Source organism: Mucilaginibacter sp. P25 (genome assembly GCF_050859465.1).
In the GTDB taxonomy this organism is placed as follows: Bacteria; Bacteroidota; Bacteroidia; order Sphingobacteriales; family Sphingobacteriaceae; genus Mucilaginibacter; species Mucilaginibacter gossypii.
The window spans coordinates 4,068,927-4,089,231 of the sequence record NZ_CP193937.1; the positions used below are offsets into that span (position 1 = coordinate 4,068,927).

Annotated in this window: 15 protein-coding genes and 1 pseudogene; 11 read left to right on the forward strand and 5 right to left on the reverse strand. The window is 43.0% G+C overall.

Going from position 1 to position 20,305, the window contains the following annotated elements; all coding sequences use genetic code 11:
* The first annotated feature begins 9 nt into the window (after positions 1–9).
* Positions 10–201, forward strand: a complete 192-nt coding sequence (locus ACRQ5D_RS20520; protein WP_143020760.1) for a hypothetical protein — start codon at positions 10–12, stop codon at positions 199–201.
* A 110-nt stretch (positions 202–311) separates the two neighbouring features.
* Positions 312–1,091 carry an exodeoxyribonuclease III gene (gene xth, locus ACRQ5D_RS20525; protein WP_091168186.1) on the forward strand — a complete coding sequence of 260 codons (780 nt, stop codon included), beginning with the start codon at positions 312–314 and terminating at the stop codon, positions 1,089–1,091.
* 66 nt (positions 1,092–1,157) lie between these two features.
* Here xth and ACRQ5D_RS20530 read toward each other — a convergent pair whose 3' ends face one another.
* From ACRQ5D_RS20530 to ACRQ5D_RS20550, 5 genes are all read right to left on the reverse strand, one after another.
* Positions 1,158–1,769 carry a hypothetical protein gene (locus tag ACRQ5D_RS20530; RefSeq protein ID WP_091168183.1) on the reverse strand — a complete coding sequence of 204 codons (612 nt, stop codon included), beginning with the start codon at positions 1,767–1,769 and terminating at the stop codon, positions 1,158–1,160.
* A 151-nt stretch (positions 1,770–1,920) separates the two neighbouring features.
* Positions 1,921–3,780, reverse strand: coding sequence for a DNA topoisomerase III (gene topB / locus ACRQ5D_RS20535; protein WP_091168181.1), 1,860 nt, complete (start codon positions 3,778–3,780; stop codon positions 1,921–1,923).
* A 126-nt stretch (positions 3,781–3,906) separates the two neighbouring features.
* Positions 3,907–4,992, reverse strand: a complete 1,086-nt coding sequence (locus ACRQ5D_RS20540) for a phosphotransferase enzyme family protein (protein ID WP_091168178.1) — start codon at positions 4,990–4,992, stop codon at positions 3,907–3,909.
* Between the two features lie 82 nt (positions 4,993–5,074).
* Positions 5,075–5,812 carry a substrate-binding domain-containing protein gene (locus ACRQ5D_RS20545; protein ID WP_432326423.1) on the reverse strand — a complete coding sequence of 246 codons (738 nt, stop codon included), beginning with the start codon at positions 5,810–5,812 and terminating at the stop codon, positions 5,075–5,077.
* A complete protein-coding gene (locus ACRQ5D_RS20550; RefSeq protein ID WP_432326424.1) occupies positions 5,755–6,099 on the reverse strand; it encodes a LacI family DNA-binding transcriptional regulator in 345 nt (114 codons plus the stop codon). Before ACRQ5D_RS20550 ends, ACRQ5D_RS20545 begins: the two co-directional genes overlap by 58 nt.
* A gap of 416 nt (positions 6,100–6,515) precedes the next feature.
* Between ACRQ5D_RS20550 and ACRQ5D_RS20555 the strand changes: the two genes are divergently transcribed.
* The 9 genes and pseudogenes from ACRQ5D_RS20555 (at position 6,516) to ACRQ5D_RS20595 (ending at position 20,104) form a co-directional block, all read left to right on the forward strand.
* On the forward strand, positions 6,516–7,829 hold the full coding sequence (locus ACRQ5D_RS20555; protein ID WP_176844463.1) for a DUF3472 domain-containing protein: 1,314 nt from the start codon (positions 6,516–6,518) through the stop codon (positions 7,827–7,829).
* A gap of 24 nt (positions 7,830–7,853) precedes the next feature.
* Entirely contained in the window at positions 7,854–9,203 is a 1,350-nt protein-coding gene (locus tag ACRQ5D_RS20560) for a Gfo/Idh/MocA family protein (RefSeq protein ID WP_091168170.1), read from the forward strand.
* Positions 9,204–9,788: 585 nt separating this feature from the next.
* Positions 9,789–12,854, forward strand: coding sequence for a SusC/RagA family TonB-linked outer membrane protein (locus ACRQ5D_RS20565; RefSeq protein WP_432326426.1), 3,066 nt, complete (start codon positions 9,789–9,791; stop codon positions 12,852–12,854).
* 41 nt (positions 12,855–12,895) lie between these two features.
* Positions 12,896–14,416 (forward strand): RagB/SusD family nutrient uptake outer membrane protein, encoded by a 1,521-nt coding sequence (locus ACRQ5D_RS20570; protein WP_091168163.1) that lies wholly within the window; start codon positions 12,896–12,898, stop codon positions 14,414–14,416.
* 70 nt (positions 14,417–14,486) lie between these two features.
* A complete protein-coding gene (locus ACRQ5D_RS20575) occupies positions 14,487–15,905 on the forward strand; it encodes an aryl-sulfate sulfotransferase (RefSeq protein ID WP_091168160.1) in 1,419 nt (472 codons plus the stop codon).
* Positions 15,906–15,915: 10 nt separating this feature from the next.
* Entirely contained in the window at positions 15,916–16,566 is a 651-nt protein-coding gene (locus ACRQ5D_RS20580; RefSeq protein ID WP_431200302.1) for a c-type cytochrome, read from the forward strand.
* A complete protein-coding gene (locus ACRQ5D_RS20585) occupies positions 16,479–16,931 on the forward strand; it encodes a c-type cytochrome (RefSeq protein ID WP_431200830.1) in 453 nt (150 codons plus the stop codon). The genes ACRQ5D_RS20580 and ACRQ5D_RS20585 overlap by 88 nt, the downstream gene beginning before the upstream one ends.
* Positions 16,932–17,119: 188 nt before the next feature.
* Positions 17,120–18,781 (forward strand): glycoside hydrolase domain-containing protein, encoded by a 1,662-nt coding sequence (locus ACRQ5D_RS20590; protein ID WP_432326429.1) that lies wholly within the window; start codon positions 17,120–17,122, stop codon positions 18,779–18,781.
* Positions 18,759–20,104 (forward strand): annotated as a pseudogene (locus ACRQ5D_RS20595) (glycoside hydrolase domain-containing protein). Before ACRQ5D_RS20590 ends, ACRQ5D_RS20595 begins: the two are co-directional and overlap by 23 nt.
* The last annotated feature ends 201 nt before the right edge of the window (positions 20,105–20,305 follow it).

Consider the following 20,305-nt stretch of genomic DNA (forward strand, 5'->3'; position numbering starts at 1 on the left):
TATTAAGATATGTCAAAGAAGAGAACCATGCCAAACGAGCCAGATGAAATGCCGGTAAACCCGGAGCGGCCGGAGATCAGGCAGCCTACTGACCCCGGAGAGCCGGAAATGCCCGAAGAAGCGCCGGAAAATATCCCGAATGAAATCCCCGATCCAGAGCCAAGCCAGCCTGAAGTAGACCCGGATGAGTTTGAAAAGTAAGGGGATCTTTACTGTTCATGAGCCATCGCAACTAATTGCTTGCGATGGGTGGCCGTGCTTTTAATATTTTGGAACATGCATGATATAACCTAAACTATTTAAATTGCATCATGAAAATAGCTACGTATAACGTAAATGGTGTAAATGGGCGCCTGCCTGTTTTGCTCCGCTGGTTAAAGGAAACATCCCCTGACGTTGCCTGCCTACAGGAACTTAAAGCTCCACAGGAAAACTTTCCGGAGCAGGCTATACTTGATGCAGGTTATAAAGCCATCTGGCATGGCCAAAAAAGCTGGAACGGCGTTGCGATACTGGCAAAAGACCGGGAAATTACTGAGGTATGCCGGGCACTTCCCGGTGATCCGGAAGATGAGCATAGCCGTTATATTGAAGCACTTGTTGATGGTATTACCATTGGCTGCCTGTACCTGCCCAACGGAAACCCGGCCCCCGGTCCTAAATTTGATTATAAATTAGGCTGGTTTGAACGCCTTAAAATTCACGCAGCCGGTTTACTTGCAGCCGATAAACCTGTTGTATTAACCGGCGATTATAACGTTATGCCTACCGAGCTCGACGTTTATAAACCGGAGCGATGGGTAAATGATGCGCTCTTTCGCCCTGAAACACGCGAAGCCTTTAAAACACTGGTACAACAGGGCTGGACGGATGCTATCCGCAAAATTTATCCTACCGAAGTGATTTATACCTTTTTCGATTATTTCCGCGATGCCTACGGCCGTAACGCCGGTTTACGGATCGATCATTTTTTACTGAGCCCTCACCTGGAAAAACGTCTTTTAGCTGCAGGTGTAAACCGGGATGTACGAGGCTGGGAAAAAACAAGCGATCACGCACCGGTTTGGATTGAACTGAAGGATGATGAATGAGTTTAAGAATTGAAGACTTACGAAGTTTTTAAAACTTCGTAAGTCTGGTTCAAAAACTTGTTGCGCTTACCTCCGCATACCAATGTTTTCGTGCACCCATTTGGCCTCTTCTTCCGGAGTTACTTTATCAATGGTACTGTTTACCCTGCTAAAAGTAGCCCCGGGGAAATCATAAGGTTTGCTATCGTCAAAAAACGGACCGACAACGCCAAGCATCCACCCGTTTTTAGCAGCCCAGTGGGGTGGGTTTACACAGTATTTAAACACCTCGTAGTGGATAAAATTGTTTCTGCCGTCAAAATCAATGGTAACCCGTTTAATATGTTCAATTTCGTCGGGGCAGGCATCCAATTCGGTAGGGAACTCCAGCCATTGGGCCAGTGAGCTTTCCGCTCCTTTAATAAGCGTAAGGTATGCCTCCGGGAACAAGTGTAATTCCTCAAGTTCTTTTAAATACAAAAAGGTGTCGTAGCGGGTAAGCAGGTTTTTGGCAAAGGGCAAAACATCTTCGGCGGTTAAACCTGCAGCCGCTTCCGCCTTTTTATAAAGCGGTAAAATCCTTGCTGATCGCTCCAATTCAAGTTTCTTCTTTTTCTTCTTAACATCAAATAACCTGAAAGCCGCAAATGCTATAATAAAAACTATAATGGTAATTACAATAAGCGTGATTAGATCCATAATGCAATGAATGTAAGCTTTTATGCATACAAATATCAAATTTATCGTATTACCAAAGTAAAATCGACACTTAACGTTTTAACCAGCGCCGGAGTAGTTGCAGTTAAGGTCCTGTTATCCTTATCGATAGCGCTATTTATGTCGCCATCCTTTATGCTGTAACTTTGCTCCCGACTGCTTCCACAGCCGGGATTTTCAATGATTTTCCCTGCGCCAGTAATTCGGAAGTGATGGCTCGTGTATAGGTTTTGATCTCGTTCTGGAATTCGGTAACCGAAGCTCCGGAGCGGATCTCTTCCAAACGTTTTTCCCATGTTCCGGTAAGTTCGGCCTGGGCTATCTGCTGATTTTTTACCACCTCATAAACGGCAATGCCGGTAGTTGTGGGCACCAGGTTTTTCTTTTCCCTGATAATATAATTGCGTTTAAGCAGGGTTTCGATGATGGCTGCCCTTGTTGCCGGCGTACCGAGGCCGCTGTCTTTCATGGCATAACGCAGCTCTTCGTCGTCAATCTCTTTGCCTGCTGTTTCCAATGCTTTAAGCAGGGTGGCTTCGTTGTATAGTGGCCGGGGTTTGGTTTGCTTTTCGAGCAGGGCTTTGGCTGTTATCGGGAGGTTTTCGCCTTGTGTTACTTTAGGCAGCGTTGCGTTCTCTTCGTCCTTTTTGTCGTCTTCCTTGTCGTTAAATACAGAACGCCAGCCGGCAGTATGGATCACCGTTCCGCTGGCGTTGAATTTAGCGCCCGATTGTACCACAATTTTGGTAACCTCCTTAATACAATCCTGGTGAAATGCTTCGAGCATACGCCCGGCCACCATATCATAAACGGCCTGCTGATCGGGCGAAAGCTGGTGCGGGTTCTCGCCGGTGGTAAGCACGGCATGGTGATCTGTTACCTTTTTTGCATTTACGCTTCGTTTGTTAAGCGTAGCGCTGCCCAACGCAATGGCTTGTTTGCCAAACAGCGGATGTTGTTCCAGTTTTTCAATTAATGCAGGCACGCCTGCAAAAACATCGTCGCCGATATAGCGGCTGCCGGTACGGGGATAGGTAACCAGTTTGTTTTCGTAAAGGTTTTGGAGAATGGTAAGGGTTTGATCAGCAGTATAGCCTTTGCGTTTGTTGGCTTCCTGCTGTAGGCTGCTCAAGTCATGCAATAGTGGAGGTGGCTCTTTGCGCGGCTTGGCTTCCACCTGTAAAATATGGCCGCCCTGCGGAAAGCCGCCTTCAACATCCTGTACCTTGTCAAGTACGGCCTGTGCTTCTTCTTTTGTTTTATAATTTTCGGCAGATATCGCTTTAAATACCTGTCCGTCTTTATCAGGATGGATACTTACCTGGTAAAAGGTTTCGGGTACGAAGTTTTTGTTTTCGAGGTACCGAGAACAGATCATGGCAAGGGTAGGGGTTTGCACTCTGCCTAAGGAAAGCACAGCGCCGCGAATGCCCGAAGAAAGACTAAGCGCCTGCGTGGCGTTCATACCCACCAGCCAGTCCGACTGGGAACGGCAATGGGCCGAATTGAACAGTGTATCATAATCGCTGCCGGGCTTCAGGTTACGGAAGCCCTCTTTGATAGCCTCATCAGTTTGCGATGAGATCCAGAGCCTTTTAAAAGGCTTTTTGCATTTTAAGTAATAGTAAATATAGCGAAAGATGAGTTCCCCTTCGCGCCCGGCATCCGTTGCTACAATGATCTCAGTGGCTTCGTCAAATAGTTTTTGAATGGTATCCAGCTGTTTTTTTACTGATGGATCATCCACCAAACCATCCTTGGTTTTAACCTTGCGAATGGAAAGCTTAAACTTTTGAGGCAGCATAGGCAGGTGCTGAACGCTCCAGCCGTAATAACCATACTCCTGCGGGGCGGCAAGCTGCAGCAGGTGACCGAAAGCCCAGGTAAAGGTGAAACCCTTGCCTTCAATATAACCGTCTTTCTTTATAGTTGCCCCAAAAACTTTGGCAATTTCCCTGGCTACAGATGGTTTTTCGGCTATAATAACTTTCATAAATGTTGTTTCCCGTGTCCCGGTTTAGGCCGGTGCTGCTAATACGGGCGTCGAAAGTATGAATTTAGCGAGGCCTGTGCAAGGTTTGTTGGTAACATTGTGCGGCCCAACAGATTGAATGACCTGTTAAATGCCGTTGGCGGTGGTCAGTAATTCTTTATCTACACCGGCAATTATTTCTGCAAATACAGGTTCGGCATTGATGTAACCTTCAAGTAGTTTAAACTGGTTTTTAGCCCTGATCAAATTATGCCCTTCATATTGGGTACCATAGTAAATATCATTATTTAAAAAATCGGTTAAAAAACGGAGGCCCTGCATATAGATCATTAATTTGCCCGAAAAGGTGAAATACTGTTTTTCAGTTTCAGTAAGGATGTTGCTCATTTCGCTCATATAACCTTTATATATCGCTCTGAAAAAATCTGTCCTGATGATAATTTTATCCAGATCTTTTTCCTCTTCGTTGGCGGGCGATAAATAGGTGCGCATCATGTCGCCAACATCGCTTAAATAATAGCCGGGCATTACTGTATCAAGGTCAACAATACATAGCGCGTTTTGGTCTTTGTCGAACAGTACGTTATTTATTTTGGTATCGTGGTGGATCACCCGGAGCGGGATTTCGTTATTAGTTGTAAACAGGTTATAGGTATGCAATATGTTGATATGATCATCAGCAGCTTTTACTTCCTTAGCAGCCTGTTCCAGTTTTCGGGGTTCGGCTGTTTTTAAAGCCTGTTCAAACTGTGCAACCCGTAATTTTAGATTATGAAAATCCGTAAGTGTGTATTCGAGTTTGCTGATGTCAAAATGATTTAACAAACGGGTAAACCGGCCAAACTGCACCGCAGCGCTATAGGCTTCCTTTGTATCCTGCAAAAAGTTTACTGTATGCGATCCTTCAATAAATGGAAAAAGCCGGTAAAACTTACCGTCGGCGGCTTGAATGATCGATTTCCCTTTTTGATTCTTTAACGGGGCTACAAATAAATAACCTGGATTGTGTTTATCAAAATATTCTTTGATTAGTACAAGGTTGCTGTCGATATGATCGGGCCTTTTAAAAACGGCAACGTTGATTTGCTGAAGAATATAGGAATGGTTAGCACCACTTATTTTATAAGTATAGTTTATTAAACCCGAGCCAAAGGGCCGGATATGGTATTCAGAAACGTTTAATCCAAAATTTATTAGGATATCATCAAACATATTATAGACGTTAACTCATCAAACATAGCTAATTTCATAAACGATAGCCATGCGCAAACGTTTGAGTGTTTTTTGTTTAGGTTTATTTTTTGTTTTCAACCAGTTGCGATTCAATAATCACCTTGTAAAAGGCACTTGGTTCATTGCCGCCGGTACCCTGGTGATGCAGCAGGTCCATCAAAATATCAGTTGCTTTTTGCCCCTGTAAATATGGGAATTGTTCAACAGAAGCGGCGGGAATATTCTCCATATAATTGATTAGCGGTAAATTGGCATAGCTTACAAATTCAAGGTCCTTGTTTATTTTGATGTTTAATTTACTGGCGTGTTTAATAGCAAAAAGTGCTACATAATCATTAAAGGTTACTATGGCGGTTGGTTTACGTTTGCTGGCCAGCAGTTCATCTAATGCCTTTTTTGTGCCTTCTTCGGTCAAATCGCACGAAACTATAAGCGAAGGGTCGTACTTAAGCCTGTTTTTGGTCATCGCTTTGATATATCCCTCTTTACGCTCGCCGGTAGCAACCATGGTTTGCGGCCCGTTGATCATGCCTATTGCCCGGTGACCTTTTTTTAGCAGGTAACTCACTGCCTCAATAGTACCGATTTCCATATTGCAGGCTACATAATGGATGTTGGGTATGGCCGGGATCCTGTCGAAATAGACTACCGGGATATTGTATTTTTTTAAGTTTTCAAAATGCTGGTACGAGGAGGTATTTTTCCCTACCGATACAAGCAGGCCATCAACCCGGTGGTTTTTCATTTTTTCAACCAGCTGTTTTTCCTTTTGCTCATCATCATGTGATTGTGCCAGCAATACGGTATAATTTTTTTATAGGCAGTATCTTCAATAGCGCTTATGGCCGAGGAGAAAAAAGCCTCCGAAAGTTCGGGTAAAATAACTCCGATGGTGAGCGTTTTGCCCTTTTGCAAAAAAATAGCGGTTTGGTTAGGCTCATAGTTTAACTCGCCGGCCAGCTTTTTAACTTTTGCCCTTGTGGTTAGTCCTATGCTCGGATGATCATGCAAGGCCCTTGAAACTGTAGAAACCGAGATGCCTAATATTTGCGCTATCTCTTTTATAGTAGTTGGCTTTGTTTGCATTAATTACGGGCTAATGTTGTTTTTATAGTTAAAGTTAAGCGATTATTATGAAATAGCTTGTATTAACTGCATTGCAAACGTTTGCGTAGCTAAATCATCAGTTTGCATAAGTTGGCAGGTAAGTATAGTGGAGATTTGAACATTAGCGGAGGCATACAGTACCCTTTAATTTTATTTAGAGAGCCCCGCTTATCTGCAACAAAGAAATAATCGCTTAGCAGGCATATTTACCTTCAATTTTAGAAGCCGAAGTCGTTACCCCATAATGTTTGATAAATATTTGTTTTTCAATTAATGCCAGTTAAGGGATAATTATGCCCATTTTTCAAACGTTTGCGTTGAAATTGAAACATTTATTTTTTCTTAAAGCCACTAATGCGAGTACATTTATGAAACGATACTTGTGTTATAACCCAATGATGAAGAAAACCGCTATAATTTGTCTTTCAATATTGTTTATTTTCATAGGAAATAGAGCTGCCATTGCGCAGACGGTACATATTGATGCTTCAAAGCTGCGTCACGTTATCCCGTTTGGCGGTAATGCCTGGGTAAACGCGCCGGATACCATAACCGATGAAGGGTTGATTGGCCTGAGAAGCATAAAATCAACCTGTAATATTTATTTCAGGGTTAGTGTTGCACAGTACCTTGAGCTTGCGCTGGTGGTACGGGCGCCGCAGGGGAACAGTACGCTGCTGTTATCGGTAGGAAAAAATGCGATCGTCAAAAAAATAAGCAATACCAGGTTTGATACTGTCAGTTTTGGGAAGGTTCACATCAGTCGGCCGGGTTATGTAAAGATCAGTTTAAAAGGCATCAGTAAAACCGGGACTGTTTATGCAGATGTATCTGACCTTGTAGTTACTTTGCAAAAGCCGGATAATGATATTTCATATGTTGCAAAAGGCAGCTCATATCATTTTGGCAGAAGGGGGCCTTCTGTACATTTACGCTATCCTGTTGCGGCCGATAAGGAGAATAAAGTAAAATGGTTTTATAATGAGATCATAGTACCCAAAGGACAGGATGTGATCGGCTCCTATTTTATGGCCGATGGTTTTGGCGAGGGATACTTTGGTATGCAGGTAAATTCGGCAACCGAACGCCGTGTGCTATTTTCTGTGTGGAGTCCTTTTAATACCGAGGATCCGAAAAGTATTCCCGATAGTATGCGTATTAAACTGGTAAAAAGCGGCAGTAATGTACACATCGGCGAATTTGGCAACGAAGGCTCGGGCGGACAAAGCTATATGCGCTTCCCCTGGAAAGCCGGGCAAGCTTACGCTTTTTTGCTTAGCGCCGAGCCTGATAATGCCAGGCATACAACCACTTATACTGCGTACTTTAAAGATGTAGCTGCAGATAAATGGTTTCTGATAGCCAGCTTTACCCGCCCGCAAAAGGCTACTTACTTAACGCATTTGTATTCGTTTGTTGAGAATTTTGAACCTGACAACGGCGATAAGATCCGCAAAGCGTATTTTACCAACCAGTGGATAGGGGATAGCGATAATAACTGGCTGGAACTTACACATGCCATATATACTGGTGATGCTACAGCCAATGCTAATTATCGTAAAGATTATGCCGGAGGAAAAGAAGGTGATAAGTTCTTTCTGCAAAACGGAGGTTTCTTTGATAATTATATCCAGCTCAAAACCCCTTATGATCGTAAACCAACAGGAAAGAAGCCTGTAATTGACTTTGAAAAATTACCCAATAAATAAGCCCCAAAAACCTCAATATTATATATGGAAAGAAGACAATTTTTGAAAACCAGCGCAATTGCAGCGGCAGGTTTTAGCATTTTACCGTCAGGAAGGCTGTTTGCATCGGCACCTGCAAAAGTCCGTTTAGGTTACATAGGCGTAGGTGCCCGTGGCATGAGCCATATTGCCGAAGGTTTGCTTCGCGATGATGTGGAGATCGTAGCTATTTGCGATACGCAGGAAAGCTCGCTGAAAATTTGCCGCGAATACATCGCCAAAAAAGGCCATGCACCCGTAAAGGAATACACTGGCGGACTGGATGCCTACAAAAAATTGCTTGATCATAAAGATATCGATGCGGTAATTATTGCTACCCCATGGCAATTTCACCACCCACAGGCTATTGACGCTATGAAAGCCGGAAAGTATGTTGGTTGTGAGGTAATTGCCGGTCTTACGGTTGAAGATCACTGGGATATCGTTAACACTTCAGAAAAAACAGGTATCCCGTACATGACGCTCGAAAACGTTTGCTATCGTCGTGATGTGATGGCTGCCTTAAATATGGTGCGCCAGGACCTGTTTGGCGAAATCATCCATTTGGAAGGCGGATATCAGCATAATTTAAGAGGTGTATTGTTCAATAACGGTAAGCAATATTATGGCGGAGGCGTTGAGTATGGCCCCAAAGCCCTTAGCGAAGCTCAATGGCGTACGCAGTTTAATATCGATGTGGATGGTGATATTTACCCAACCCACGGCGCCGGTCCATGTATGCATTATGCTAATATTAATGCAGGTAACCGCTTTACCAACCTGGTATCGTTCAGCACCAAGGCAAAGGGTTTAGCTGCCTATGTAGAAGAATTATCGCCCGGTCACCCGAATGCTAAGATCCATTACAAAAACGGCGATGTTACCACTACGATGATCAATTGTGCCAATGGTGAAACGGTGTTACTGAGCCATGATACGCACCTGCCACGCCCTTATTCATTAGGTTTCAGGGTGCAGGGCACTAAAGGTTTATGGATGGATGTAAACAAAAGCGTTTATATTGATCATAAATCAAAAGAAGATGATTCATGGGATCCGGCAAAGGAATGGTTTGATAAATATGACCATCCGCTTTGGAAAAAATACGAAAAGTTTGCCGAGGGTGCCGGCCACGGTGGTATGGACTGGTTTGTGTTTAATGCTTTCGTAGAGTCGGTTAAGCAAAAACGCCAAACTCCTATAGATGTTTATGATTCTGTTACCATGAGTGTAATTACGCCCTTGTCAACAAAATCATTGAAAGAAGGTAACGCAAGCGTGGCATTTCCTGATTTTACCAAAGGTAAATGGAAAGAGCGGAAGAATACCTTCGCGCTTGATGATAGCGGCTTTTAATTACCGTTTATATTTTTTGCATGTTTTATGTTTAGCCCGGCCCAAAAGCCGGGCTTTACTTTTTAAAGTAGTATAGCTACCCCTGCTACAGGTAAGCAGTGGCTTTTAGTGTAACCCTATGCTTTGTTTATGCTATTGATTTTTAGGTTTTTAAGTTTAAATAATAAAAATCTGTTAACCCTGTTAACCCCCTTTGCCGTCTAAGTTAACGCCTATAGCTGGAGCTGGGTGGCGGCTGATACCACAGTGGGGTTGTGTTTGTAGATCTTATTCCAATCCACTCATAATCAAATTATTCAAGCTTAGTCCTCAAATACGCAGAATCCATAAAATTGGCGCCTGAATCATCCCGGTTGCGATCTGCTCAATACCACAAAAACCTTCAAGAATCAATTTTTATCACCGCAAAATACTTTGAGTCAAACGTTTGCGTAGGTCCGATTTTGCCCAAAACAAACGTTTGCGCTGTGTTTGGAGGGGCGAATTTTTGCTTTCAAAATCCGCTATCTCTAATTTCCAATGTTCAAAAACAGAGCTAAATCACATTAAAAAGCTAACAATTAATTAATACTAACACCACCACGTATGATTAAAATTTACTCAAACCCCGATCGGGGCTTCAGCAAACACATTTATTTAGGAAGGCAGATCAATGGCCTTTTTAAATTGATATGCTGTTGCCTGCTACTATTATTGCCAGTACTTGCCAACGCGCAAACAACAATCAGCGGTAGCGTAAAAGATAAAGACGGCCCGGTAATTGGCGCTACCGTTATTCAAAAAGGCGTCAAAAATACTACCACAACTGATGTCAATGGTAAGTTTAAAATTACATTAAAGGGCAGTTCAACAGTGTTGGTTGTTTCTTATGTAGGGTATAAACCACAGGAAGTATCAATTAGCGGTTCCTCAGACATTACTATCACTTTACAGGAGGACCTTAATAAACTGAACGAAGTAGTGGTAGTAGGTTACGGTACAGTTAAAAAAGGAAATATAACAGGATCGGTTAGTTCAATAAAAAGTGATGACCTTACACTTGGTGGTACAACTACTAATATCGGGCAGGCCATTCAGGGTAAAGCTGCCGGTGTTCAGGTGCAACAAACCAGTTTTGCACCGGGCTCAGGGATTAATATCACTGTAAGGGGTGGTAACTCTATCAATACTTCTACCTCTCCTTTATATGTAGTTGACGGTTTTATCAGCGATAATGGCAACCAGGTTAACCCTAACGACGTCGAAGATATCCAGGTATTAAAGGATGCCTCTGCAACAGCTATTTATGGAGCAAGGGGAGGTAACGGCGTTGTTTTGATCACCACCAAAAAAGGAAAAAACGGCAAGGTTTCTTTAGATGCGGATATATCAGGAGGTACACAATATCTAAGGTATAAGCCGGACCTGTTAACCGGGCAGCAGTACACCGATATCCAAAACGCTACAGCTATTGAAGATGGTAAGCCACAACCATACCCGTCAAGTTTCCAGGTGGCCAACACCAATTGGTTAAAGCTTGCAACCCGCAACGCAACAGTTCAAAATCAAAGCATCAGTTTAAGTTCAGGTGATCAGAATTCAAAGATATATGTTGCTGGTAATCATATTAAACAGGTTGGTGTGTTGCAGCATACCGGTTTTGAAAGATATACTGCAAGGATAGGTGCTGAGAAAACAATGAATGAAAACCTGAAGATCAGCGCTAATTTTTATGGTGCCAGCTCAAGTTCGACATTGCAATCGTACTCTGGAGACATAACTGCGCCATTATTTAGTTTATTGACAGCACCACCTAATGTAAAGCCTTATAATGCTGATGGTACTTATAATTACTACGTTACCCAGGGCACAAAGACCAACGCTTTGGCCGGCCTTTTGGAACCAACAAACAACAGTGGCAATAAATTGATAAATGCCAATATTGGGTTAGATTATAAAATTATTAACGGCTTAACTTATCATCTTACGGCCGGTACCGAATACACTCAAACTACAGCAGGCCAGTACCTGCCTACTACTACCATCGCAGGTGCTAAGCAGGGCGGTGTTGCCAGTGAGCAAACATCATCGGCTTTCAGATGGATAGTTGAAAATTACTTTACCTATAAGTTCAACATCGCTAAGGATCATGACTTCACTGTTTTATTAGGTACATCAAATCAAAAAGATGTTACCGAAGGACTAAGTGCCGGTGCTAAAGGCTTCTCAACCGATGCGTTCTTGTACTACAACCTTGGTGCCGGATCATTGGTAAATGGTTATGGCAGCAGTAAGGCAGAGGCTATGTTAACCTCGTATTTTACAAGGTTTAATTATGCATATAGGGATAAATTATTAGCCTCGTTCTCTTATCGTGACGATCGTCTCGTCAAACTTCGGCTCAAACAAGCGTTCAGGTTTTTCCCCGCAGGTGCAGTAGCTTATAAACTTACCGATGATGATTTTATAAAAGATCTGAATACCTTCTCAAACTTAAAAGCACGTGTTAGTTACGGTGTTACTGGTAATGACCGTATCCCTGCGAGTTTATATCTTTCAACATTTGGACCTTACGGTGTAGTACTGAATGAAACCGGTAATCTTCAAACAGGGATAGAACCAAAAACATTGGCTAATCCTAACCTAAAATGGGAAAGCACCAGGCAGTTTGATGTTGGTTTGGATATGGGTTTCGCCAATGGCCGTATTAATGCAAGTATCGACTATTACAGTAAAAAAACAACCGACCTGTTAATTCAGATCCCCATAGGTCAGCAATGGGGGTTCAGTAATCAGTATGTAAACGGTGGCGCAATCCAAAACCGTGGTATCGAGCTTTCGGTAAATACCAACAATGTGCGTGGTAAAGATTTGTCGTGGAACAGCACGGTTACTTTTGCCTACAATAAGCAAAAGGCATTGGATTTAGGTCCGGGAGTAACCGTGATCAGTACCAACACTGCAAACCCAAGCGGTACTGTTTCGGGGCAGGAATTTACAAGGGTTGTACCTGGCATTGAATTAGGTGAGTTGTATGGGTATGTTTACGAAGGGGTAGTGAAAACCGGTGAAAAATATGCACCTCAGCCAAACTCAAAAGCAGGCGATCCTAAATATAAAGACGTTAATGGCGATGGTGTAATTACCCCGGCCGACCGCACCTACCTGGGCAACTCTAACCCGCATTACATGGCCGGTTTTGGTAACGATTTTCATTATAAAGGCATCGATCTGGGTATATTTTTTCAGGGCGCATTTGACTATTACCTGTATAACATGAACGCCATGGTATTAGAGTCAACCACAGGTGCTGCTGCATTGAACAGGTTTGTAGTCGGCAAAAACGAAAATACCCCAATCCCGCGCGAAGGTTATTATCTAAGTACTTATGGTAGCTACGTAAACTCACGTTTTGTTGAAAATGCATCTTATGTACGTTTAAAGTCGCTTACGCTGGCTTATAATTTCCCTGCATCGTTGTTTCAGCACCTAAAAATTTTACAGGGAATAAGGGTTTATGCAGAAGCGCAAAACTTATGGACAATTACGGGCTATAAAGGTACCGACCCGGAAGTTAACGTACATTCTGGTGCTACCGGCGGCGGCTTAGACTTTAACTCGTTCCCGGCATTCAGAACCATAACATTCGGTATTAAAGCATCTATCCATTAATGAAATTATCCATTTAGGGGATCAACAAAATTTTAGTCAAAATGAAAAAATATAATATTCTACTCTTAGCAGCCGCGGTAGTTACACAGTTTTCGTGTAATAAAACCAATCTCGAGCCTAAAATATACAGCAGCTTAACAAGTCAAAATGCATTTTTAACCAAATCAGATGCTATTGCAGCCGTGAACGCGGTTTATGCCCGCTTAAAAGGTCCGGCGGTTGGTGACAATTTTGATTATTGGACGGTAAGGCACTTCGCCCTTACCGACTTAACCACCGATGTGGGCCACTGCAGCTACGCCGGCGACCCGGGACAATTATCACTGGTACAATGGAACTCGGCCAACGGTTTGATAGCTGAAGATTATAGGCAGATCTATAAATTGGTGGCCAACGCAAACAACGCTATCTATAATATTTCAGCGATGAAAAGTATCACAGATGCTCAGAAAAATCAGTTTTTGGCTGAGATGAAATTCTTACGTGCTATAGCTTACTCCGATCTTACAGATGCCTGGGGCCCGGTGATCCTGAATACGGAAAAGGATGTAGCCAATCCCGATTACAAAGCTCAAACCGCGCCAAGCTCTGTTGCGGATGTTGACGCGTTAATGATCAGCGATCTGCAAAATGCGGTCAATGTATTGCCTAAAGATTACACTAAAAGTGATATCTACACAACTAACGATGTTGGCCGGGCCACCAAAGGTGCGGCGATGTTCCTGCTGGCTAAGGTTTATCTGCGTGAGCACCAATGGCAAAAAGCGGCCGACCTTACAAAACAGGTAATGGATTTGGGTATTTACCAGTTATATCCAACTTATGAGGGTTTGTTTAAAGAATCAAACACCTGGTGTGCTGAAAATATCTTCTCGGTATTAAGCGATGCTAACGTTAATGGCACCGAATTATTGAACCACTTTGGTCCGTTGAGCCATCCGGTTTTAACCGACAGGTGGCAGTACTACGCTGTAACCTGGGATTTTTACAACAGCTATGGCGATGAAGACGATCGTAAAAAAATGTTCTTTACCCAATACCAGGGCGTTGATGGTTTAACTCATAAACAAGCTCCTTCATTAGGTGCGACAGCGCCGGATGGTGTATTGTATATGCCGGACGTTGCAACCATGAAATATGCAGATCCTAATGGTGCCAACACCTACTACGATGGCCATAGTGTTGATGTTTTGCGTTACGCCGATGTATTGTTAAGCCGCGCCGAAGCTTTAAACGAATTGAATGGTCCAACCGCAGAGGCTGTTTCATTAGTAAACCAGGTTAAAGGCCGCTCACATGCCAAATTATTGGTGCAGGCTAATTTGACCCAGGCAACTTTCCGCGATGCATTGTTACAGGAACGTGGCTGGGAACTATATTACGAAGGCAAAAGAAGGGCCGATTTGAAACGCTTTGGAAAATATGATGTGATCGTGAACGCTTATCTGAAACGTATTGGCCAAACCAACACTGTTCAATTGCCGCGCGATGAATATTTCCCATATCCGCTTAACCAGGTTAATATTAACCCTAAGCTGAATAATGCGGGCAGACAACAATAAGCACACAATTCAAATATTAGTAAAGAGTATACAGCCTTCAATGGGTTGTATATTCTTTATTATTTAACCGATGTTACAAATTTTAGTGATGAAAGATTGGTTTAAGGTTTTAGCGGGAGGTTTGTTGGTTTCGATCATCTGCGGTTGTTCGGGCGGAAACTTGGTAAAAGAAATTCACATAAGCCTGTATAATAACAATGAGCTAAAAATTAAGCTTAATGTTATGACCAGCAAGCCTGTTGATCTGTATGCCGAGTATTGGATAGAAGGCAAGCAGCCGGTTAAATACCGGTCGACTACTACCAGTAACGGCACATCATATAAGCTTGTACTTTGCAATATTTTGCCCGACACTACTTACTCATACCATATTGTAACTGTTGACGGTGGGGATACGGTTGTCGGTAAACCTCATACCTTCAAATCGCACCAGCTACCGTTGTTTTTACAGGAACAGTTCAACGCAAAAATTGCCGCGAAAGCTACTTTGCCTTCGCAGTTTAATGATGGATTGATGCTTATCAATAAACGTTATGCACCAGGGGTGGCGTTTTTGGTTGATGCAAAAGGGCAAATCAGGTGGTACCACATGATTGACAGGTTGGGTTTTAAGGTGATCAATTTTACAAAGGATAAAACCCTGCTCTCTATTTTAGGCCGAAATGACGAACCTACCAGTTACGGCAGCGAGATACTGGAGGTCAATATGCTTGGCGATACGCTACTACACCTCACCAAAGGGCAAGGCGATTTCAAGCAAACCATTCATCACGAAATCCTGAAGAATGATAAAGGGCAACTGGTTACCATTTTCGTTGATAACAGAATTATCGACCTTACATCAGTTGGAGGGAGCAAACAGGATACGGTTAATGGCGATGGTATTATGGTGATGGATAAAACCGGCAAACAGCTTTATAAATGGAGTGTGTTTGATGTAATGGATCCGCTGAAAGATCCTAAAATCCTGAAAACCAAAAAAGACTGGATGCATGCCAACAGTCTCAGCTATGATACAGACGGCAATTACCTGATGTCGTTCTACAACAACGGGCAGATCTGGAAAATTAACTCGCGCGATGGTAAGGTTATCTACAAGTTTGGTAAAGGCGGTACCATAGCCATGCCTGCCGATTGCAACTTTACCCAGGCCCACGCAGCTCATGTCAATAAACAGGGCAACTTGATGTTTTTTGATAACGGGGTAGAGAAACACCAGTCAGGCGTGTATGCAATGAAAATTGATGAGAAAAATCAAACTTCGACCATTGCCATGCACATTAAACTACCTAAAGAAATTTTTAACGGACGTATGGGCAGTGCCTATATGATCAATGATACAACCACATTGGTATGTTGCTCCAAAAGGCACATTGTGGTGCTGGCAAATAATAAAGGTGTGCTGCAATGGACGATGGAAACATCGGTGCCAACTTACCGTGCAGGTTTTATAAAATACGAACAGCTTGATCCATATTTAAAACCATAGATCATTAAAAATGAAAAAGAAATATCAATATATAGCTTTGCTGATGTTGTTAGTCGCTTTGGCGAGTGTTGCCCAGTTAGTGTCATGTAGCGGGAGCAAAGCCGAAGAGGCAAATAAAGCTGATTCAGCGGCTGTGAATAACCTGGTTGCTGTGGATACCTCCAAAATGCCCGGCGGTAAATACGGCGATGCGGTGCGTTATGGCCGCGAACTAATGCTGCATACCGCATATTATATCGGCCCCGAAGGTATTAACGGACACTATACCGGCAATAAAATGAACTGTACCAACTGCCATCGCGATGCAGGCACCAGGCCGTATGCCTTTAACTTGATAAGATCGTTTCGTGATTATCCACAATACAGGGCAAGAGAGGGAAGGATTTTATCTTTGGCCGAACGCATCAACAATTGTGTAATGCGCCCTAACCTGGGTAAACCTTTACCTTTGGATGGAAAAGAAATGATCTCGATAATGGCTTACCTCAAGTTTTTGAGTGATTCGTCAAATGTGTCAAAAACTACTAAAGGTTTAAAAAATATGGAAGTTGAGCTCCCAAATGTAGCTGCATCATCAGACAGGGGGAGGTTTTATATGCTCAAAATTGTGAGCGCTGCCATGCTAAAAATGGTGAAGGTAAAATGCGTTTTGATAAGGTAACCTATGAATATCCGCCGGTATGGGGATTGTTGGCATATCGTCCCGGTTCAAGTATGCACCGCGTGGTTAAATTAGCGCAATGGTTAAAGGGCAATATGCCTTATGATAAAACAGCCGAAGGTAAACCTTTCTTAACCGATGCTGAAGCGCTTGATATCGCTGCTTTTGTTAATGACGATAAAAAGCACAAACGTCCGCTGCCTAAAACCACAAAGGAGGTTGATTATCCGCATTACGAAGAAAAAGCGATTGATTATGATAAAGGGCCTTTTAAAGATCCTTTCTCAGAAGAACAGCATAAATACGGGCCGTACAAACCGATCATTGATTATTGGGAAGGGCAAGGGATTACTCCGGCTATTTGATCAGTAATAAATAACAAATGCGGTCGCTCGGCTCCAGCCGAGTGACCGCTATCTCCAGGCCTCTGGCCTGCTTGACACTGCGGCCGGAGGCCGTGAAATAGTTGCCACTCGGCGGAGCCGAGCGGCGGCGGTTTTAGGAATTATAATTTCTGAAACAACATTATAAAAAGACTGACTAAATTTATTTCATGAAAAAACAATTTTTAGCTATCACTTTCCTTTTATCGGGCTTTGCTGCTTCGGCACAAAAAGTACCTTATACCAATTGCGATAAATGCTGGCTGGCCGATTCATTAGGTAACCATCGTGTAGTGTTAACCTTTAATGGTACAGGTAAAGTGGCTAAAGCAGTAATTAATTGGAGACGCAGGGATAATGAGCCCGAAAACAAGCGGATCATTATTGAAGATGCTAAAACCAAGCAAAAAATAACTAATGTAAAAATCGGCGCAGTAAACCGTGAAAGCGGCGAACTGTATTTTGAGCCAACATCGGGTAAGGGCACTTACTTTGTGTATTACATGCCTTATAAAAATGAGGGACGCTCAAACTATCCTAAAGGTGTTTACCTTAAACCCGAAAATACAGCTTCGGCCGAGTGGCTTAGTGCCGTAAACGGTAAGCAGGCCCCGTTGGCCTCGGTGAAAGAATTTCAGTCGATAGATGCTTTTAACAGTTTTTACCCAATGGAGGTGATTGCTACCAACGCAGAAACTGAAGCATTGCTGAGCAAGCACAAATCCGAAGCATTTTTGGTTTTCCCTGAAGATAGGATGAACTCTATCCGCATGACCAAAGATTTGCCACAACGCTGGATTGAACTTGGTCCGCAAAATAAATATACAGGTGAAGCTGCCCGCGGCGAAAACTTTGCATTTCAACAGGGTATTTACGCCTTGAAGGATATCGAAAATGTACAGGTAACATTCAGTGACCTTAAATCAGTCACCGGTAAGGTTATTCCGGCTTCAGCATTGTTTTGCATTAATACCGGCGGTACCACTTATGATGCTAAGCCGCTTACCAAGGTTGTGAACGTGGCCAAAGGTGATATCCAGGCCTTATGGTGCGGGGTTGATGTACCTGCTGCCGTATTACCTTCGGTTTATACCGGTAAGGCTACTGTCAGCATTAACGGTAAGCCGGCAAAAACAATTGCTCTGTCGGTTAAAGTAAATAGCAAAATTTCAAAAGATGGCGGTGTAAGCGAGCCTTATAAAATGACCCGCCTGGGCTGGTTAAACTCAACCATGGCACAACAAAATACGGTCATTGCGCCGTATACACCACTTGAAATTAGCGGCAATACCATAAGCTTGTTAGGCCGCAAGGTGGAAGTGAATAAAGATGGTTTTCCAAAACAGATCCAGACTTATTTCACCCCGGAGATGACGGAGTACGCGGCAACACCCAATAACCTGCTTACCGAGGGTATTCACTTTCATTTTATCAACGCCGCCGGAAAAAAGATAAACCTGAAAAGCCAGGGCGTACAGTTCACCAAAAAAGAAGCAGGAACAGTTCAGTGGATTGCAATAAGCGCCAATGATAGTTTACAAATGGACGTAACGGCCTCGCTGGAGTTTGATGGCTTTATGGCTTACACCGTAAAAGTAAAAGCCCTGCAGGATGTTAGTCTGAAAGATGTTACCATGCACATCCCTTTTAAAAAGGATTTTGCAAAATATATGATGGGCCTGGGACAAAAAGGCGGCTATCGCCCCGAAAACTTTGAATGGAAATGGGATGTAGCCTATAAAAATCAGGATGGAGCCTGGATAGGCAATGTGAACGGCGGTTTGCAGTATTCGTTAAGGGATGAGAAATATGTCTCGTCCGCTGAATACTAATTTCTATTTGCAAAAGCCTTTGTTGTTACCAACTTCATGGGGTAACGATAACAAAGGTGGTATTAAAGTGGCATTTGACGGTAAAGCGGTATTGGCCAATAATTACAGCGGCGAGCGCGACCTGAAAAAAGGTGATGAACTTTATTACAACTTCACGCTGCTGATAACGCCTTTCCATACCATCAATACCGATTTTCAGTGGGCTACAAGATTTTATCACTCATACAAACCTATTGATACTATAAAAAAGCGGGAGCAACGCTTGTCAATATTCACCACGCAACGGCAATAAATCCAACTATTAACTACCCGTTTATTGCATGGCAAAAAATGAAGGCCTATGATGACTCGGCCCATGCGGCCGGGTTAAAGGTGAAGATCTATAACACTATCCGGGAGTTATCAAACCATGCTTATGAAACTTTCGCATTGCGTAGTTTGGGGCATGAAATTTATTCGCCGGGCAAGGGCGGCGGTTTCAGCTGGTTGCAGGAGCACGTGGGGGATGATTATATAGCAGCCTGGTTTGTGCCTGAGATTAAAGACGCAGCCATCATCAACAGCGGCATGAACCGTTGGCATAATTACTACGTGGAAGGCATGAACTGGTTAACCCAAAACGTCGGTATCGACGGTATTTACCTGGATGATGTGGCTTTTGACCGAGTTACGATGAAACGTATCAAACGTGTATTAACCAAAGATGGTCACCCGGGTATTATTGACTTGCACTCTGCTAACCAGTACAATAAAAGCGACGGTTTTAACAACAGTGCCAACCTGTACATGGAGCATTTCCCTTACCTGAACCGTTTATGGTTTGGTGAATATTTTGACTATGAAAAAAATGATCCTGATTTCTTCCTGACTGAAGTGAGTGGGATCCCGTTTGGTTTAATGGGCGAGATGCTGCAAGGCGGCGGTAATAAATGGCGTGGCATGGTTTACGGCATGACTAACCGTATGCCGTGGAGCGATGGTGCCGATCCGCGCCCGATCTGGAAAGCCTGGGATAATTTTGGAATGAAAGGCACAAAAATGATTGGTTATTGGGTTGATGATAACCCGGTGAAAACCGATAAAGCCAAAGTGATAGCAACTGTTTACAAAAAAGATGGTGCTGCCATGGTAGCAGTTGCCAGCTGGGAAGATGCTGATACCGATTTTCAATTAAATATCGATTGGAAAAATTTAGGCATTGACCCGGCCAAAGCAACTATCACTGCTCCTGAGATAAAAAGTTATCAGCCTGGCAAAACATTTGGCTTAAACGACAGGATTCCGGTTGAAAAAGGTAAAGGCTGGTTGTTGATTGTCAAATAGAACGGTTAATGCATAAAAATGGTTTATCACTACATGCTTTTGCATGGGTAGATCACTGATTTAAACCCGCCAGCCGGCTCTTGTGGTTTATTTATTACTGGTTTATTATGTTAGTTTGTAGTTGAGGTATGTACCAAGAGCATATATGCCGCCTGCGTTTTAATAAAAGCCGTAAACCCTTGAAACTGAACGGTAATTAGA

Bases quoted from the DNA above. Each gene is read 5' to 3' on its own strand.
- ACRQ5D_RS20540 (WP_091168178.1), bottom strand. From the start codon at position 4,992: ATGTTTGATGATATCCTAATAAATTTTGGATTAAACGTTTCTGAATAC.
- ACRQ5D_RS20565 (WP_432326426.1), top strand. From the start codon at position 9,789: ATGATTAAAATTTACTCAAACCCCGATCGGGGCTTCAGCAAACACATT.
- ACRQ5D_RS20560 (WP_091168170.1), top strand. From the start codon at position 7,854: ATGGAAAGAAGACAATTTTTGAAAACCAGCGCAATTGCAGCGGCAGGT.
- ACRQ5D_RS20580 (WP_431200302.1), top strand. From the start codon at position 15,916: ATGAAAAAGAAATATCAATATATAGCTTTGCTGATGTTGTTAGTCGCT.
- topB (WP_091168181.1), bottom strand. From the start codon at position 3,780: ATGAAAGTTATTATAGCCGAAAAACCATCTGTAGCCAGGGAAATTGCC.
- ACRQ5D_RS20555 (WP_176844463.1), top strand. From the start codon at position 6,516: ATGATGAAGAAAACCGCTATAATTTGTCTTTCAATATTGTTTATTTTC.
- ACRQ5D_RS20550 (WP_432326424.1), bottom strand. From the start codon at position 6,099: ATGCAAACAAAGCCAACTACTATAAAAGAGATAGCGCAAATATTAGGC.
- ACRQ5D_RS20520 (WP_143020760.1), top strand. From the start codon at position 10: ATGTCAAAGAAGAGAACCATGCCAAACGAGCCAGATGAAATGCCGGTA.
- ACRQ5D_RS20570 (WP_091168163.1), top strand. From the start codon at position 12,896: ATGAAAAAATATAATATTCTACTCTTAGCAGCCGCGGTAGTTACACAG.
- ACRQ5D_RS20590 (WP_432326429.1), top strand. From the start codon at position 17,120: ATGAAAAAACAATTTTTAGCTATCACTTTCCTTTTATCGGGCTTTGCT.
- xth (WP_091168186.1), top strand. From the start codon at position 312: ATGAAAATAGCTACGTATAACGTAAATGGTGTAAATGGGCGCCTGCCT.
- ACRQ5D_RS20530 (WP_091168183.1), bottom strand. From the start codon at position 1,769: ATGGATCTAATCACGCTTATTGTAATTACCATTATAGTTTTTATTATA.
- ACRQ5D_RS20575 (WP_091168160.1), top strand. From the start codon at position 14,487: ATGTTACAAATTTTAGTGATGAAAGATTGGTTTAAGGTTTTAGCGGGA.